This window comes from Kribbella sp. VKM Ac-2568 (assembly GCF_004345365.1).
Taxonomy (GTDB): domain Bacteria; phylum Actinomycetota; class Actinomycetes; order Propionibacteriales; family Kribbellaceae; genus Kribbella; species Kribbella orskensis.
In genome coordinates, this window is the sequence record NZ_SLVF01000027.1 from 1 (window position 1) to 16,676 (window position 16,676).

Below are 16,676 nucleotides of genomic sequence, written 5' to 3' on the forward strand. Positions count from 1 at the left end.
GCCTTACCTTGGCGCGTCCCCGATCCCCAGCGAACAAGCAGAACAACGGTCAAAAGCACCTCTTGACCGGCCCCGCTCCTTCAGGGATGACCTGCGCGCACCTTGCATGGTAGCCGTGATCCCCGTCGGGGCATTCAGGGGCGAACGCGCACAGCTTCGCAATCGCTTGAATGGTGACCGGGAGCGCGTTCTGACGAGATGGGGCCTTCTCCGCTTCGTCGGTGCGAGGTAGCGTGAGTGGACACGCAATTTGGGGGGCGACCATGCGGCGATCCGGGGAGAGTTCACTTCTCCATGTCGACTTCAGTGATCCTGCGGACGTATTCGTACAAATCTATGACCACATACCTGAGAAGATCTTTCGCAGTGACGCAATAGCGGGTTGGTTCCGCGACCCACTGTTCTGGAAGGTCGCTGATGCGGTGACCGAAGAATGTTTACAGCACGGCACCTTAGACCCCGAACGGATCTCCGAACTGGTGGCCAGAGGCGAGGAGTACGCACTGGCAGTACTAACAGGCATCGACGACGCGCTGACCTTCGCCGCCCCCTGGTCTACGAGTATTGAACAGTACGCGCTTGTGGACATACTCGGTCGCTATCTCGAGTCCGGTCAGTTCAACCTGGAGACCGAAGGGGGTCTGCTGCCGCGGCGGAGTTACCCTGGGCGCCCCCTGTCCGGTAAGGAGAAGCATCACTACTTCCGCGTTGTCCGCGTTTCTCCGCGCGTGTGGGGCGAGAGCTACCTGAACCTGGTCTGGAACAGTGACATCGATCCATGGGTTGCACCGAATGACCAGATTTTCGTGGCCTTTGTGCCTACGCTCGCGTCGTACGACGATCTGGAGATCGACCTGTTCGAGGATGGCCAGGGAAAGATGAGGTACAGACTAGGGCCTCGGCCAACCGTACTCGAGCGATTGCCGGCCATCCTGGAGGCCGCGGAGCGTTCCGGTGCGCACTTGGCGATATTGCCAGAGGGCTGTCTCTCCGACGAGATCTTCGCCGCGTGGCGCGAGCTGCTGGCGCGCAGCCGGCCGGGGAGGCACTCGCAGCTCATGTGGCTTCTCCTCGGCACCGGTCCGGTGGGGCGCCCAGGGAATCGCGCCGTTCTTGTCGATCGGATGGGGCGCGAACTGTTACGCCAGGACAAGCTTTCCGACTTCACATTGACGGGCTGGCAGCTGGATCGATGGGACATTCCTCATCCAGGGGTCGAGGTCTCGGCGGGCACCCTTGTCCTCGAGGACATCCCCAGAGACATCGTGTTCCACACCAGCGACGGCTTCCTCGGAAGAGTCGGGGTTCTCGTCTGCGAGTCGTTGAGCCGGTGGCCCGACGGCCGATCGGACGAGATCGTCGGACCGGGAGCTTCACACATCTTCGCGCCGGTGTTCAGCAAACCGATCCGCCGACAGGGCTGGGAGGACATAGCGAGTACCCAACTTGCGAACCTCATCGGATCGTGGGTCATGGTTTCGAACAGCCTTGTCACGACTCCTGAGCCGGGCGGCGACGAGGATGACGCTGGTTTCTCCGGCCTGGTGTCGGGCCCTTGGAGCGAGCCACGCGAGCGGTACGACGTCGCACAGATGTTTGCTGCCTCCAGCGATCACCTGTCAGCGGCCGAAGTGATGGACCGCAACATACCCGGGGGCTACGAGCCTCGCCTGCACCCCTTTGTGCGGAGCGCGCTCATGTCGCAGAACTGGTTTCCGGAGTTGGACCGGTAGCCCTCAATCGGCTGTCCCACTCAGCCGAGGCCGGCTCCTTCTCCGGTGCGTTCGCCGGTCTGTACAGCCTGCGCATGAGCAGTGCCGACGCTGCGCCTCGGGCGGCGTAGTTCCCGGTGAGAAGTTTTGTCTCAACTCGGCAGTGAGCGCCTGAGGTACTGAAGGCGTTCTTGCCAAGGGCAACGCGGGCAGCGTCCGTGAACGCCATGGCGGACGCTACCCCGGCGCCCACTTCGATGATCTCGCCCGGTCCGGACAGGATCAGAAGCTCTGGGTCCAACGTGTTGAGGACGGTGGTGACTCCACGCCCGAATGCCTCTCCTGCCTCGGCGAAGACCTTGACCGCGAATGCGTCCCCGTCCCGCGCGAGTATCGAGGCCTCGGAAAGATCGGACGGCACCAGCGACCCACCTCGCGCGAACTTGTCCCGCATCGCCGAGAATCCGACCGACGCCTCGAGGCATCCGTAGTTCGAGCAACGGCAGAGCCGATCCATGTCCCCAATGGGCGCGTGACCGATCTCACCTGCGATTCCGGTGGATCCGTGGACCAGGGACCCGCCGACGACCAGCCCACTGCCGACACCCTCACCATCGGCGGTGACAAAGACGACGGCGAAGTCACTCAGCCCTTGCCCGGCGCCGAAATACTTCTCGTGCAGCGCCAGTGCGTTGACATCGTTCTCCACTGCCGTCGGCAGGCCGGTCGCCGCAGAGAGCTCCGCAGCCAACTGCAGGCCTCGCCACCCGGGGGCGCTCGAGATCGGCGTGTACACAACCTTTCCCAACCGAGAGTCGATGTGGCCAGGCAGGTTCACGCCCAGACCGACGATGTCGGCAGGATCCACCGCCTCGGCACGGATCAGTGTCCGGCAGACGTGACTCACGGCTTCAATGAGTTGCGGAATGTCCGCCACGTCCACGGACTGCGATACCTGCCGAACGTCGTGGGCCCGAAGATTGACGAGGGCCCCAGTGATCTCTCCCTCTCGGATGCTGACGCCGATCGCTCGATGCTGTCGATCGTTGACGCGAAGCATCAGTCCCGACCGCTCTAGCTCCTGAACGACATAGCCGCGTGTCAGCAGGTATTCGATCGCCTGTGCCACGTTGACTTGGGGCAGGCCAGTGCTCCCCTGCAAGTCGTCCGCGCCTCGCGCTTCGTTCACCAAGATGCTGGTGAGGATCACGCCGGCAGCGTCGGAAAGTGCCCGCTCGCTACTTGGGTCGACCTCAGGAGCGGCCGACGAATTCGCCTGCTCGGCGGTCGTCTCCAGATCGGCCGGGGCCAGGGAGATGCCAGCCGTCTCCGCGCCCTCGACGTGGATCTCCGAGTCGACGCCCATGGCACGCAAGCAGGCCTGCCCCCTGGGGGTCACGTACCAAGCGTTCTCCCTGCCCACACGCCTCACCGAGACCAAAGAAGGTCCCCGAAGGACGCGCCCGACACGGCTCACCTGTGTCTCGTCAACCGCCATGGCACTGGCGATGCCCTGGTTTCGACACCCAGGGTTCTGGGCGACGAACTGCAGCACGCGTGCCGCGAGCCCGTTGTGGGGAAGGGTAGGAGCCGCGGCGCTCACGCTCCGCCGCAGGTGCCACCGCAGGATGTCCAATACACCTCGGATACGGCCGCGCTCGAGTGTCTCGTCGACGGCCGCGCTGACTGCGGCCTCGAGCTGGGCAGACATCCACTGCAGCCCGCGATAGGCGGTCTGGAGAACCGCTTCATCGTTACTCAACGCAGCGTCGACCACGTATCCGGTGAGGGCGGCCCATTGCCCCTCTGTCAAAACCGATGCCGGCTCGCGCTCGTCGAGCAACTTTTCGAGAGCCGCGAGGCGACCCGGTGTGGCCCTGTCGCCTGCAGCACGAGGAACGGCACCAATGTCATCCATGCACTCAGGTTAGAGAGCCATGCGAGCTATGTCAAGTATTTGTCAAGTGTCCCTCATGCGGCCGGCAAACCAGAACCTGAGCACGCTGTCAGCAGGTCCTACCAAATCCATCCGGTCCTGCCGCATGAGGTGCGGAGGGCAGGTACCCATGGTCGCGGGAGCATGCATGCGTCGGTGAACGCCTTGACCGGTCGTTGCGCCGAGGCCAGGAAGCGGTGAACGCGCCGGACTCGGGGCGATTCGGGGCGGCTCCGTGATGACGTTGCGGTGGACGGTGGCGGTAGTGACCTGGCGGGCGAGTTTGCCACTGGGATCGGCTGAGCGTTGAGATGTTGGGTTCAGGCCGCGAGCACGAGTAGGGGCGACGTTCGCGTAACGGTCCGGGCGTGCGGTGCGCCAGACCGAGTTCCTTGGGTCGACGTGGATGCGCGGATGATCGCGCGCCTCGAATGGGCCTGACTGCAGTTATGTGTCGGTGATGCCTGAGCAGGTGATGAAGTGGATCGCGTGGGCCGCTCCTCAGCTGGGTCGAGCACGGCCTTCGAGGAGCGGGCTTCGAGGTCTTAGACATTGAGCTCGAGCGTGTGGTTAGGGTGCGTGTTCCTCCTCGGACACACTTCTTAACCCCACGCAGGGCGGGAGTAATCGACACTTCCGCAACCTGCAGTCGGTGGTCGTAAGCAACCGCTAGGCCCAAGGTTTCGTACAGCTCGGCCAAATCGTTACGGTCCGCGCGATCCAGCGCCTTCGCCATGTCTCCCAGCTGCGTCACGACCGCGCGGCTGCCGTCTGCGGTCAGTTGGGGCACTGGATCGACCGCCTTCAGACCAGCTTCCGCAGCTCGCTTGTCGGCCGCTGCCGCGTTGTACTGCGCGGTGCGTGCCTCCGGATCCCAGCCCACCTCGATCGCCCGCCGCAGCCGCTCCATCGTCGACTCCGCGGCAGCGATCCGGCGCCGGAGCTGCGCTTGGGTCTCAATCCCGCGGCTAGCTCGTCGGCGTCGGCCAGTGCTTCAACAGTCCTTTGAACGCGAGCGAGGTCGAACAGTCTCGCGACCCAGGAGTTGATCTTTGCAGTCAGGTAGTCCTCACGCACGTAGACGTTCGGCGGATGATCCTGCAGCGCGGTGCAAGACTCCGCGCGCGACAGCGGTAGAAGGTCGCATGGGATCGGTGGGAGCCCTCCATCCGTCCCCCGCAGATCGTGCACTGGATTCGCCTCGCAACAAGTAGGTGTGCGACGACGCGACACGAGTCCTCGTCGCCCGAGCCCGCTCCGACATGCTTGCTCCGGACCGCGCGGACCTGCACGCGCGTGAAGTCCTCGACCGACACGATCGCGGGATGCGCAGCCTCTCGTGACCGCACGATCTTGGACGCCGGCGATCGCGTGTACCTGACGACATGACCCGCCGCGACGTCGTCAGGGTCCAGCAACCCTCGACCTTCTGCCACCTGCCATAGATCGCATAGCCGGTGTACCGCGGACGGCGCAGACAGTACATACACATTGCCCAGGGCAGCTCGGTTCACTGGCGAGGTTTTAGTCGCTTGGTAGGGATGGCAGTGAGTGGATCTTCCGGCCACGGATGGCGGGGGTAGCGCGCTCGCAGGTCGGCTCGGACCTGGGGATAGCCCTGCTTCCAGAAAGAGGCGAGGTCGCTCGTGATCGCGACCGGGCGCCGTGCGGGCGACAGTAGGTGCAGAACGACTGGGACACGACCGTCCGCGACAGCTGGAGTGGCAGTCCAGCCGAATACTTCCTGCAGCTTCACGGCGAGGACCGGTGGCTCGACACCGTTGTACGCGAGTCGCACCTCGGAGCCCGACGGGACCTGGAGCCGTTCCGGTGCGAGTTCGCCGAACCGGGTTGCTGCCGGCCATGGCAGTAGTCGCCGGAGCGCCGAAGCCACGTCGATGTGGGCAAGATCGCGCGAGCCTCGCACCGAGGCGAGCTCGGTACCCAGCCATTCGTCGAGATCGGCCAGGAGCGTCTCGTCGTCGACCGCAGGCCACGGGGCTCCGAGGTGGGCATGGCAGAACGCGAGCCGCTCTCGCAAGGCGAGGGCAGCCTCCGACCAGCGCAGTACGGACAGACCGCTGCGCCGGATACCGTCGCGGACGGCCGCTTGGACGAGCAGCCGGTCGGGCTTTGCCAGCGGGACGTCGTTGAGCACGATCGCGCCGAGCGCCTCGACGCGCCGCGTCACGATCCGGCCTTCGTCCCAGCGGATCTGGTCGGTGGTCGAGACGAGGTCGCCTGCGATGTCTCGCGCGGTCTGCTCATCGATCGGTGCCGCGGAACGGATCCTGGCGTCGGCGCGACCGGGTGCCCGGTCAGCAACCGCGATCGCCAGCCAGGTCGTGGTCCGCAACGGCGATTGCGGATCCAGCGCAGCACCCGTACCTCCAGACATCTGGTACGTCGCCGAGTCGACCCCCCGGACCCGCGCAATCCGATCCGGATACGCCAGCCCCACCACAACCCCCACCGCAAGATCATCCGGTACGACGCGCGTCCCCCGACCAGCCGGCCCACCAACCGCCGGCCGCGCTCCATCTCCATCCAACGGGTCGCCTGTCGTCGTGCCTCGGCCGAGGCGCTTTGTTTCTTCTCGCCAGCGGGCCGTGGCTCCGCGGTCCTCGCCGCGGCGGAGGGCTCGCCAGCGGGCCGGTAGATCATCGCTGAAGTCGCGGCCGGAGTCGTCCGAGAGCATCGCGACGATCTCGCGTGCTCGGTCGGCGCCGACCCGCGGCGTCCCGTCCAGCAACGCACGAGCCAACCGAGGATGCGCCCCGATCGCCGCCATCCGCCGTCCCCGCTCGGTGATCCGGCCGCCGTCGTCAAGGGCATCGAGGCGGCGCAGCAATTCGGTGGCCGCGGTCATCGCCACCACCGGCGGCGCCTCGAGCAAGGTCAGACCGTCACCAGCAGGCGCACCCCACGCCGCGAGGTCGAGGGCGAAGGCTGCCAGATCGGCGATCGCGATCTCCGGCGCCGCATGATCGTCGAGATGCGAGTGGTCGGTGGCAGACCAGCACCGATAGACCCGGCCAGGCGCCTCCCGCCCGGCACGACCCGCTCGCTGGTCGGCCGACGATCTCGAAACCCGGCAGGTGACCAACGCACCGAGGCCACGGGATTGATCGGTCCGCGGCTCCCGGGCAAGACCCGAGTCGACCACGACCCTGACCCCGGGCACAGTCAGCGAACTCTCCGCGACCGACGTCGTGACCACGATCCGACGAGTGGCGGCCGACGCCAACGCGCGGTCCTGTTCAGCCCTTGACTGGCGACCGAACAACGGCAGGACATTCTGACCGGCCAACCGGCGAGTCACACCGGTGATCTCGGCCTCCCCCGGGACGAACACGAGGATGTCGCCGTCGTTCTCGGTCAGTGCACGCTGGACGACGGATGCGACGTGATCCAGCAGGCGCGGGTCGACCCGCCCGCCGGGAAGCAGCGGCACGGGGACCGGCGGTGGGGCCCACTCGATCGCCACATCGAACAGCGCCGCAGACGCGGTGATCACGGGCGCCGGAACGTCCACGCCCAATGCGCGACTCAGTCTGATGGTGTCCGCCGTGGCCGAGGTCGCAACGATCGCCAGGTCTTCCCGAAGATTCGCCCGGATGTCGACGCAGAGCGCGAGCAGCAGATCGGCATCGAGGTGCCGCTCGTGGCACTCGTCGATCACAATCGCGGCGACACCCGGCAACTCCGGGTTCTGCAGCAGACGCCGTACCAGGAGCCCGGTCGTCACCACCTCGACACGGAGTCCCTGGCCGCCGCTGCGTTCACCACGCATCGCGTAGCCGATCCGCTGCCCGAGCGGTTCGCCGACCAGCATCGCCAGCCGGACCGCAGCCGCGCGGGTTGCCATCCTTCGCGGCTCGGCGACGATGATCGTGCCCCCGAGCGCGTCGCCCAGCGCAAGCGGCAACAGCGAGGTCTTCCCCGATCCAGGCGGCGCAACCAACACCGCAGTACCGCGCGAACGCACCGCATCGACCGTGGCAGGCAGAACCGCCCTGACAGGCAGATCCGCCCCCGGCACCGACGATTCAGGCAGCAACACGCCTCGACGCTAGCCGACCACCACCCCAGAACCCCTCGACAACCCGGTCCACAGCCCCATCAACAGCACGTGGACCCTGGTCCTCGCCAAACCGACGGCCCACTCAAGAACCCGATCCAAGCAGGCGCCGACTCAGCTGCCGGCCGCAACGGCGGAGGGCTACCCGGCGTCGGCCTCGGAGACCCCTGCTGCTCCCATAAGCCGTCGACGGACTGCTCCCGGTTGCCACGACCGTCTCTGGCGCGAGGTGACGATCACGGCGTCCGACATACCTCATAAGAGTTCAGCTCGAGGCGTGTGGTTAAGGGGCGTGTTCCTCCTCGGACACTGAAACACCCGTTTCAACCCCAGACGTGACACGACAACTCGTGTCACCTCTTCTTCATCTCCCTGCGGCGGGCGGTACGCCGACAAACACGTTGCTGGCGGCAACAGTTTGATCACGTGACAGCGGACGATGATCGAGGGCAACAGATGTCCAGCTCGGCTGATGCGGTCGCGACCCGACTGCCAGAAACCGAAGCCAGACTGATCTACCTTGTCACGAGGTATCGGCGTCACGTGGCATGCTGCGTCGGTGACCCTGTATCTACACCGCGCCGAGCGTACAGACCTGCTCGCTGACGGGCTGGGTGACGTGCTCGCCGAACCACTCGCCGATCCGTTCGCTGAAGAGCTCGTAGTGGTGCCTGCGAAGGGTGTTGAACGCTGGCTTTCCCAGCGCCTAGCGCATCGGTTGGGCGCCGCTCCGGGGCGAGGCGACGGAGTGTGTGCCGGAGTGCGGTTCACGACACCGCGCTCGCTGGTGTCCACGGTTTTGGGCCTCACGGATGACGACCGCTGGGCCGCGGATGCGATGGTGTGGCCGCTGCTCGCTGTGCTCGACGACTCGCTCGACGAGGGCTGGTGCCAGCCTGTCGCGCGACACCTCGGCCATTTCGATACCGGCGCCGAGGCGGAGCTGCGCCAAGGACGCAGGTACGCCGTCGCAGCGAGGCTGTCCCGGCTCTTCGCCGCGTACGCCGTACAGCGACCGACCGTCCTAGCTGACTGGAGCCAAGGTCAAGACACCGACGGCTGCGGGGCCCCTGTAGATGACGATCTGACCTGGCAACCTGAACTCTGGCGGCGTCTTGTCGAACGAATCGATGTCCCGCCTCCGAACGTTCGCCACGCCGATACTCGTGCCCGGCTTCGCGATCGGCCAGAGTCTCTCGACCTGCCGGCGCGACTCTCACTGTTCGGGCACACCCGGCTCCCGGTCACAGAGGTCGAGCTGCTCTCGGCGCTGGCCGAGCACCGCGACGTACACCTCTGGCTCCCCCACCCCAGCAATGTGCTGTGGGGACGCCTGGCCTTAGCCGGTACCACCGCTGGTGACCGGGCCTTCGACACGAGCCACCAAGTCGCCGACCACCCTCTCCTGGCCACACTCGGGCGGGACAGTCGTGAGCTGCAGCTATCCCTCGCCACTGCGTCGGCGACTGATCACCACATTCCTTCGCCGGCGACGCCCGACACACTTCTCGGCTGGCTACAGCAGGACCTGCGCAGCAACAGCGTCGGGGCCGAGGGACGCCGCCTGGCCGCCACTGACCGTAGCGTTCGGGTGCGCGCCTGCCACGGCACTGCCCGGCAGGTCGACGTACTGCGGGAGGTACTGCTGGGGATGCTCCAGGCCGACCCGACGTTGGAACCCCGCGACATTCTCGTCATGTGCCCTGACATCGAGACGTACGCGCCTTTGATCAGCGCTCGCTTCGGCCTCGGAGGCCTACGCAACGACGGCCACCCGGCGCATCGGTTACGGGTGCAGCTGGCCGACCGGTCGCTCACCCAGACCAATCCCCTGCTCGTGGTCGCATCCCAACTGCTCGGGGTCGCGGGCAGCAGAGCAACCGCCAGCCAGCTGCTCGACCTCGCACAGACCGAGCCGGTACGCCGCCGCTTCCGATTCACCGATGACGACCTGGACACCATCACCGCCTGGGTCCGCGAGTCGGGCGTCCGGTGGGCGTTCGACCAGGACCACCGCGAACCATACGGCCTGGCCGACTACCCACAGAACACCTGGCGCTTCGGCCTCGACCGGATCCTCGCCGGCGTGACGATGTCAGCCGACGCGCACGCCTGGATCAACACGACCCTGCCACTCGACGATGTCGGCAGCACCCGGATCGAGCTGGCCGGCCGGTTCGCGGAGTACGTCGATCGGTTGCAGGAAGTAACCAAACGACTGGACGGCACCCGGCCGCTCGCAGACTGGCTCGACGGGTTGCGCGCAGGGATCGATCAGCTGACCCGAGTCGTCCCCGACGACAACTGGCAGATCAGCCAGGTCCACCGCGAGTTCGCCGAGGTCGCCGCCGACGCCGGCCTACTGGCCGAGACACCGTTGAAGCTCCCCGATGTCCGGGCCCTCCTGTCCACGCATCTGGCCGGCCGACCGACCCGCGCCAGCTTCCGGACCGGCACGCTGACCGTCTGCACGATGGTGCCGATGCGATCGGTCCCGCACCGCGTGGTCTGTCTGCTGGGACTCGACGACGGCGTGTTCCCGCGGTTCGGCCTGGCCGATGGGGACGATTTACTGGCCAGGACCCCGATCACGGGCGAGCGCGATGTCCGCAGCGAGGATCGCCAACTCCTGCTGGATGCGATTCTTGCCGCGACCGAGTCCCTGGTGATCACCTACACCGGCGCCAACGAGTACTCCGGACAACGGCGGCCGCCCGCAGTACCGCTGGGTGAACTCCTCGATGTCCTTGATCGCACCACCGAGACGAACGTCCGGGATGCTGTCCTGATCAAGCACCCGCTCCAGCCCTTCGACCGCAAGAACCTCGAAGCCGGCCGTCTCGGTACTCCGGGACCTTTCACGTTCGACCCGACCGCCCTGGTCGCGGCGCGAGCCGCCGCAGGATCGCGGCCGGCACGGCCGGAGTTCCTGGCCGGGCAGCTGGCTGTGGCGGGCGACGAGGACATCGCCCTGGCTGACCTCCTGGCGTTCTTCCGTCACCCCGTGAAGGGATATTTCCGGGCGCTCGACCTGACCCTGCCATGGGAGGTCGACGGCGTCTCGGACGTGATGCCGGTGGAGATCGACAACCTGCAGAAGTGGTCGGTCGGCGTCCGGCTGCTCCGCGACATGCTGGCGGGGGTCAATCCGAACGACGCACTGCAAGCAGAGTGGCGACGAGGCACGCTGCCACCGGGGCGACTCGGCTGGCGGACCGCGACCGACGTACGCGATGAAGCCAAACAGCTCGCGATCAGTGCGCATCCGCACCGGCAGGCGAGTCCCAGGGCCTTCGATCTGGACATCGATCTCGGCGGCGGCCGGCGGCTCACCGGCACCGTGCCGAGCGTGCACGGCTACCGGCTGGTCTCGGTCAGCTTCTCCCGTCTCGACGCCAAACAGTTGTTGTCCTGCTGGATTCAGCTGCTCGCCCTGTCCGCCAACGACGACGACCACAACTGGACAGCGCTGGCCATCGGCCGGGGCCGGAACAGCCCCGCGAGCCGGCTCTTCGGCCCAGTCGGGCCGGAAGCCCGCGCCTTGCTGGCCGACCTGGCCGCGATCTACGACGCCGGTCGACGGGAGCCACTTCCGCTTCCGCTCAAAACCTCGTTCGCCTGGTACGAGGCACGCCGTACCGGCGACGATCCGGCCACCGCGGCCGGGCGACGCTGGCGCCCGACCGCCTACGACGGGGAGAACGCCGACCCAGCGCACGTCCGTGTCTGGGGCCGCTACAGCCGGCTCGACGACCTGCTGGACCCGACCCGCCCCGATGAGGAACGCCCGGGCGAGCCGACTCGGCTCGGGGCCTACGCCGCCCGGCTCTGGGAACCGATGCTTCGCCTCGAGCAAGGAGCGACGTGATGGAACCCTTCGACCTTCTCGGTGAACTCCCCACCGGAACCGTCGTGCTGGAGGCGAGTGCCGGCACGGGCAAGACCTATGCGCTGGCCGGGCTGGTCACCCGCTTCGTGGCCGAGGGCCGCGCCAGGCTCGACGAGATGCTGCTGATCACCTTCGGCCGCGCGGCCAGCCAGGAACTCCGGGAGCGCGTGCGCACCCAACTACTTGAAGCCGAATTCGCGCTGGCCGACCCGGCCGGTTGGCGTGACGACGAAGGCCTTCTCGGTCACCTCGTCAAGGGCAGCGCCGACGAAATCGCGTTGCGGCACCTGCGTCTTCGCGACGCGCTGGCCAACTTCGACGCCGCCACCATCGCCACCACGCATCAGTTCTGCCAGCTCGTACTGCGCTCGCTCGGCGTCGCGGGTGACACCGACGCCGGCGTCACCCTGGTCGACGACCTGGGAGAACTCGTCACCGAGGTGGTCGACGACCTCTATCTCAATCTCTTCGGGAATTCGGCGGACCAGCCGCCCATCACCCGTAGTACCGCACTCGAGATCGCGCTGAAAGCAGTCGGCAACCCGCACACCCGACTGGTTCCGGATAAGTACGCCGAGGCCTCGCCGGAGAGCGTCCGGATCGAGTTCGCGCACGCCGTACTGGCCGAGATGGAGCGTCGCAAACGCCGCCTCGGCATCCTTGGCTACGACGATCTGCTCACCCGCCTCGCGGCCGCGCTGGAGGATCCCGACGCTCCGGCCCGCCAGCAGATGCAGCGTCGGTGGTCGGTGGTGATGGTCGACGAGTTCCAGGACACCGATCCGGTGCAGTGGAAGGTGATCGACGCCGCCTTCAACGGGCCCAGCACCCTGGTGCTGATCGGCGACCCCAAACAAGCCATCTATGCCTTCCGCGGCGGAGACATCGCGACCTACCTCGCGGCCGCGGCCACCGCCGGACAGCGGCGCACCCTCGATACCAATTGGCGTAGCGACCAACCGCTGGTCGACTGCCTCCAGGTCGTCCTGGGCGGAGCCCAACTCGGCCACCAGGACATCGTCGTTCATCCGGTGGCCGCCCATCACCAGGGCAGCAGGCTCGCCGGAGCACCATCCGACGCGCCTTTCCGGCTCCGGGTCGCACGGAGAGAGCAGTTCGGCTCGGCCAGGCGCAAAAGCATCCCGATGGACGAGCTTCGGGACCACATCGCTCGCGATCTGGCGGCCGACATCGGCCGCCTGCTGGCCGCCGGCGCGACGTACGCCGGTCAACCGCTCCGCGCCGGTGATGTCGCCGTGATCGTCGAGACGCACAAGGACGCGCGCGTCTGCCGGGAGGAACTGGCCCGGGCCGGCATCCCCGCCGTCTACTCCGGTGACCTCGACATCTTCGCGTCGCAGGCCGCCCAGGACTGGCTCTGCCTGCTCGAGGCATTCGAGCAACCGCACCGCTCCGGCCTGGTCCGCGCCGCGGCGACCACGATGTTCTTCGGCGAAACGGCGGCGAGCCTGCGGGCCGGTGGCGAGAAGCTCACCGACCGGACCGGGCAGACGCTGCGGGCCTGGGCGGACCGGCTGCGAACCAGCGGCGTCGCGGCGGTCTTCGAGGCCGCGCAGGCTCACGGGATGACCCAGCGAGTACTGGGCTGGCGCGGCGGCGAGCGCGACATGACCGACCTCGCACATCTGGCCGAGTTACTCCACGAGACCGCGCACCGCGAGGGCTTCGGGCTACCCGCCCTACTCGACTGGCTGCGCGAGGAGTGCACCGGCAGCGGACGCACGGCCGAGCGGACTCGTCGGCTCGACAGCGACGCGGCGGCCGTACAGATCATGACGGTGTGGGTCAGCAAAGGCCTGCAGTACCCCGTCGTGTACCTGCCGTTCGGTTTCACCCGCCACGTGGTCGAGGAGACCGAACTGCTGGTCTTCCACCACAACGGCGAGCGGCGCCTCGACCTCGGCGGCAAGAGGCACCGCGGCCACCGCGCCAACCAGAAGCTCTGGCGCGCCGGGGAAGCCGGTGACGACATCCGCCTCACCTACGTCGCGTTGACCCGGGCTCAGTCACAGGTCGTGGCCTGGTGGGCGCCGTCCTGGGACGAGATCAACGGAGGGATCTCGCGGCTGCTGCGCGGCCGCAAACAAGGCGAACCGATCGTGCCCGACACACTCGACAGACCATCGTCCGACGACGAAGTACTGATCTGGCTGCGGCGCTGGCAGCAGGCCGGCGGCCCGGTGGTCGAGGACTCGGTCATCGCAGAGCAGGTCGAGCCCGTCCCCGAGGAACTCCCCGGTGGGCTCGCGGCCGGGACCTTCTCCCGCGAGGTGGACCTCGCCTGGCGCCGAACGTCGTACTCGGGCCTGATCCGTGCGGCCGACCAGCAGGTGGGCGGTGTCGCCAGCGAACACGAACAGAGTCAACTGGAGGACGAGACCGTAGATCCGGTTCCGACGCCTGAGGCGGTTCCGACCGATGCGCTGCCGTCGCCGATGGACGGGCTGCCGGCGGGAGCCGCCTTCGGGTCGCTTGTACACGCAGTGCTCGAAGAGGCGGATCCGCATTCGCCCGACCTGCACGCTGAGCTGGCCGGAAAGGTCCGTGAGCAGTTGCGATTCTGGCGAGTCGACGTGACAGCCGATGCCCTGGCCACGGCGATGCTGCCGCTGCACTGCACGCCGCTCGGGCCGCTCGTTCCGGGGTTGACCCTCGGCGATCTGGGCCGCGCCGACCGGCTCCGCGAGCTCGACTTCGAGATCCCGTTGGCCGGCGGTGACGAGACGGTTGCGACCGACGTACAGCTGGATCAGTTGGCGTCACTGTTGCGCACCCACCTGTCAGCCGACGATCCGCTTCTTCCGTACGCCGACCGGCTCGAACAGCCGCAGCTCGGCCGGCAGAGCCTGCGGGGCTACCTCACCGGTTCGATCGACGTCGTGCTGCGTGTCCCTCACGGCCCAGACCATCGCTTCGTCGTGGTCGACTACAAGACCAACCGGCTCGGCGACCCCGAGCAACCCGCGACGTCCGCGGAGTACGGTCCTGAGCAGCTAGGTGTCGCGATGCTGCACTCCGATTATCCGTTGCAAGCGATGCTCTACTCCGTGGTGCTGCACCGGTACCTTCGTTGGCGGCTGCCGGGCTACGACCCCGAAGTACATCTCGGTGGAGTGATCTACCTCTATCTGCGCGGGATGTGCGGATCGAAGACGCCTGTCGTGGACGGGCACCCGGCAGGGGTGTTCAGCTGGCCGATGCCGACGGCGCTCGTACTGGCCCTGTCCGAACTGCTCGACGGGAGCACGCCATGACCGCTACCGTCGACGAGTTCGACTCGACCCTGGCGCTTGCCGCGACCGGGATCCTGCGCGACTTCAATAGAGCGGGCGTGATCCTGGCCGCCGACGTCCACGTGGCCTCCCGGCTCACCAAGCTGCTTGCTGAAAGCAACGAATCGGTGGCGCTCGCCTGTGCACTGGTGGCGCGGGCCGTACGAGCTGGATCCGTCTGCCTCGACCTCACCGAGGTCCGTGACGAGGTCGGCGACGACGGCGCTGAGCTGACCTGGCCGGACTTGGACGGATGGCTCGTGGCGCTGGCGGCCAGTCCCCTGCTCGCTGCCTCGCACCCTCTCCACCTGGAGGGCACTCGCCTGTACTTCGATCGCTACTGGCGAGAAGAGGAGCAGGTCGAGCTGGACCTTCGCCGCCGGGCGGGCCGAGCCGCCCCGGACATCGCCGACGAAGCAGCTCTGCTGGCAGGGCTTGACCGGCTCTTTCCCGGTACTCCGTACATCGAGCAGCGGACGGCGGCAGAGACTGCGGCTCGTCAACCGACGACGGTTCTGACGGGTGGCCCTGGTACTGGCAAAACCACCACCGTCGCCGGCCTGCTGGCCCTCCTCGCGGAACAGGCAGAGATCGCCGGGGATCGCCGTCCGCGGATCGCACTGACCGCTCCAACCGGCAAGGCCGCTGGTCGCCTCGAAGAGGCGGTACGACGCGAGATGTCCGAGCGCCTTACCCCGAAGGACACCGATAGGCTGGGCGAATTCCACGCCAGGACCCTGCACATGCTGCTCGGTGGGCGCCCTGACTCGTCGACTCGATTCCGCCACGACCGAGACAACCGCCTGCCGCACGACATCATCGTCGTCGACGAGACCTCGATGGTTTCGCTGACGATGATGGCGCGGCTGTTGGAGGCGGTCCGGCCAGAGGCCCGGTTGATACTGGTTGGTGACCCCGACCAACTAGCCTCCATCGAGGCAGGGGCGGTACTCGCCGACCTCGTCGAGGGACTGGTCGCGGGCGGGCACATCGAAGCAGCCAAGCTTCGCACCTCCCACCGGTTCGGAAGCGAGATCGGCGACCTGGCACTGGCTGTCCGCGAAGACCGCGCCGACGACGTCCTCGCGGTACTGCGAAGTAGCGGCGGCCGCGTGCATTTCGTCGAGGATGACGACCCCCGCGAAACCCTACGGTCTGCGCTACTTCCCGACGTGCTCGCAATCCGAGAAGCCGCCGAAGCGGGAGATACCGACGCCGCCCTGGCCGCACTCGACCGCCACCGCCTGCTCTGCGCCCACAGAGAAGGCCTGTGGGGCGTCAATCACTGGAACCGAACCGTCGAGCGCTGGATCACCGAAGAAACCGAAGACCCACTCTGGGACACCTGGTACGTCGGCCGACCGGTACTCGTGACCGCCAACGACTACGCCCTCGGCATCTACAACGGGGATGTCGGAGTAGCGATCCGACGCCCCGACGGCTCCCTTCGAGTCTGCATCGACAGCTCCCGCGGCCGCCTCGACTTCGCCCCCACCAGACTCGGCAACATCGAAACCCTGCACGCGATGACCATCCACAAGGCCCAGGGCAGCCAGGCCGCCGAGGTCACCATCCTGATGCCAGGCGAAGAGTCCCGCTTGCTCACTCGCGAACTCTTCTACACAGCCGTCACACGCGCCCAGGACCGAGTACGAGTCGTAGGCACCGAGACCGCCGTCCGTCTAGCCCTCAGCCGCAGAGCCCTCCGCGCAACCGGCCTCAGCCAACGGCTAACGGGCGGCAACTGACCGGCGCGATCCCCACG

General features: G+C 67.1%; 6 protein-coding genes. 4 read left to right on the forward strand and 2 right to left on the reverse strand.

Going from position 1 to position 16,676, the window contains the following annotated elements; all coding sequences use genetic code 11:
• The first annotated feature begins 263 nt into the window (after positions 1 to 263).
• The gene (locus EV648_RS41960; protein ID WP_132302012.1) at positions 264 to 1,733 is read left to right on the forward strand and encodes a hypothetical protein; all 1,470 of its coding nucleotides are present in this window, start codon (positions 264 to 266) and stop codon (positions 1,731 to 1,733) included.
• Here the strand turns inward: EV648_RS41960 and EV648_RS41965 are convergent.
• Both EV648_RS41965 and hrpB read right to left on the reverse strand, forming a co-directional pair.
• Positions 1,696 to 3,630, reverse strand: coding sequence for an ROK family protein (locus EV648_RS41965; protein ID WP_132302014.1), 1,935 nt, complete (start codon positions 3,628 to 3,630; stop codon positions 1,696 to 1,698). The genes EV648_RS41960 and EV648_RS41965 overlap by 38 nt on opposite strands.
• 1,528 nt (positions 3,631 to 5,158) lie before the next feature.
• Complete coding sequence (gene hrpB / locus EV648_RS41970; RefSeq protein ID WP_132302016.1) at positions 5,159 to 7,711, reverse strand: ATP-dependent helicase HrpB; 2,553 nt, start codon at positions 7,709 to 7,711, stop codon at positions 5,159 to 5,161.
• Between the two features lie 577 nt (positions 7,712 to 8,288).
• On the opposite strand from hrpB, the gene recC reads away from it, so the two are divergent.
• From recC to recD, 3 genes are read left to right on the forward strand one after another with little or no spacing between them, the layout of a single operon-like run.
• On the forward strand, positions 8,289 to 11,597 hold the full coding sequence (gene recC / locus EV648_RS41975; RefSeq protein ID WP_132302018.1) for an exodeoxyribonuclease V subunit gamma: 3,309 nt from the start codon (positions 8,289 to 8,291) through the stop codon (positions 11,595 to 11,597).
• Positions 11,597 to 14,893, forward strand: coding sequence for a UvrD-helicase domain-containing protein (locus EV648_RS41980; protein WP_132302020.1), 3,297 nt, complete (start codon positions 11,597 to 11,599; stop codon positions 14,891 to 14,893). The genes recC and EV648_RS41980 overlap by 1 nt, the downstream gene beginning before the upstream one ends.
• Positions 14,890 to 16,659, forward strand: a complete 1,770-nt coding sequence (gene recD / locus EV648_RS41985) for an exodeoxyribonuclease V subunit alpha (RefSeq protein ID WP_132302022.1) — start codon at positions 14,890 to 14,892, stop codon at positions 16,657 to 16,659. The genes EV648_RS41980 and recD overlap by 4 nt, the downstream gene beginning before the upstream one ends.
• The last annotated feature ends 17 nt before the right edge of the window (positions 16,660 to 16,676 follow it).

What these genes read in the sequence shown, in the direction of transcription:
- recD (WP_132302022.1), top strand. Translation starts at nt 14,890, where the DNA reads ATGACCGCTACCGTCGACGAGTTCGACTCGACCCTGGCGCTTGCCGCG.
- EV648_RS41980 (WP_132302020.1), top strand. Translation starts at nt 11,597, where the DNA reads ATGGAACCCTTCGACCTTCTCGGTGAACTCCCCACCGGAACCGTCGTG.
- EV648_RS41965 (WP_132302014.1), bottom strand. Translation starts at nt 3,630, where the DNA reads ATGGATGACATTGGTGCCGTTCCTCGTGCTGCAGGCGACAGGGCCACA.
- EV648_RS41960 (WP_132302012.1), top strand. Translation starts at nt 264, where the DNA reads ATGCGGCGATCCGGGGAGAGTTCACTTCTCCATGTCGACTTCAGTGAT.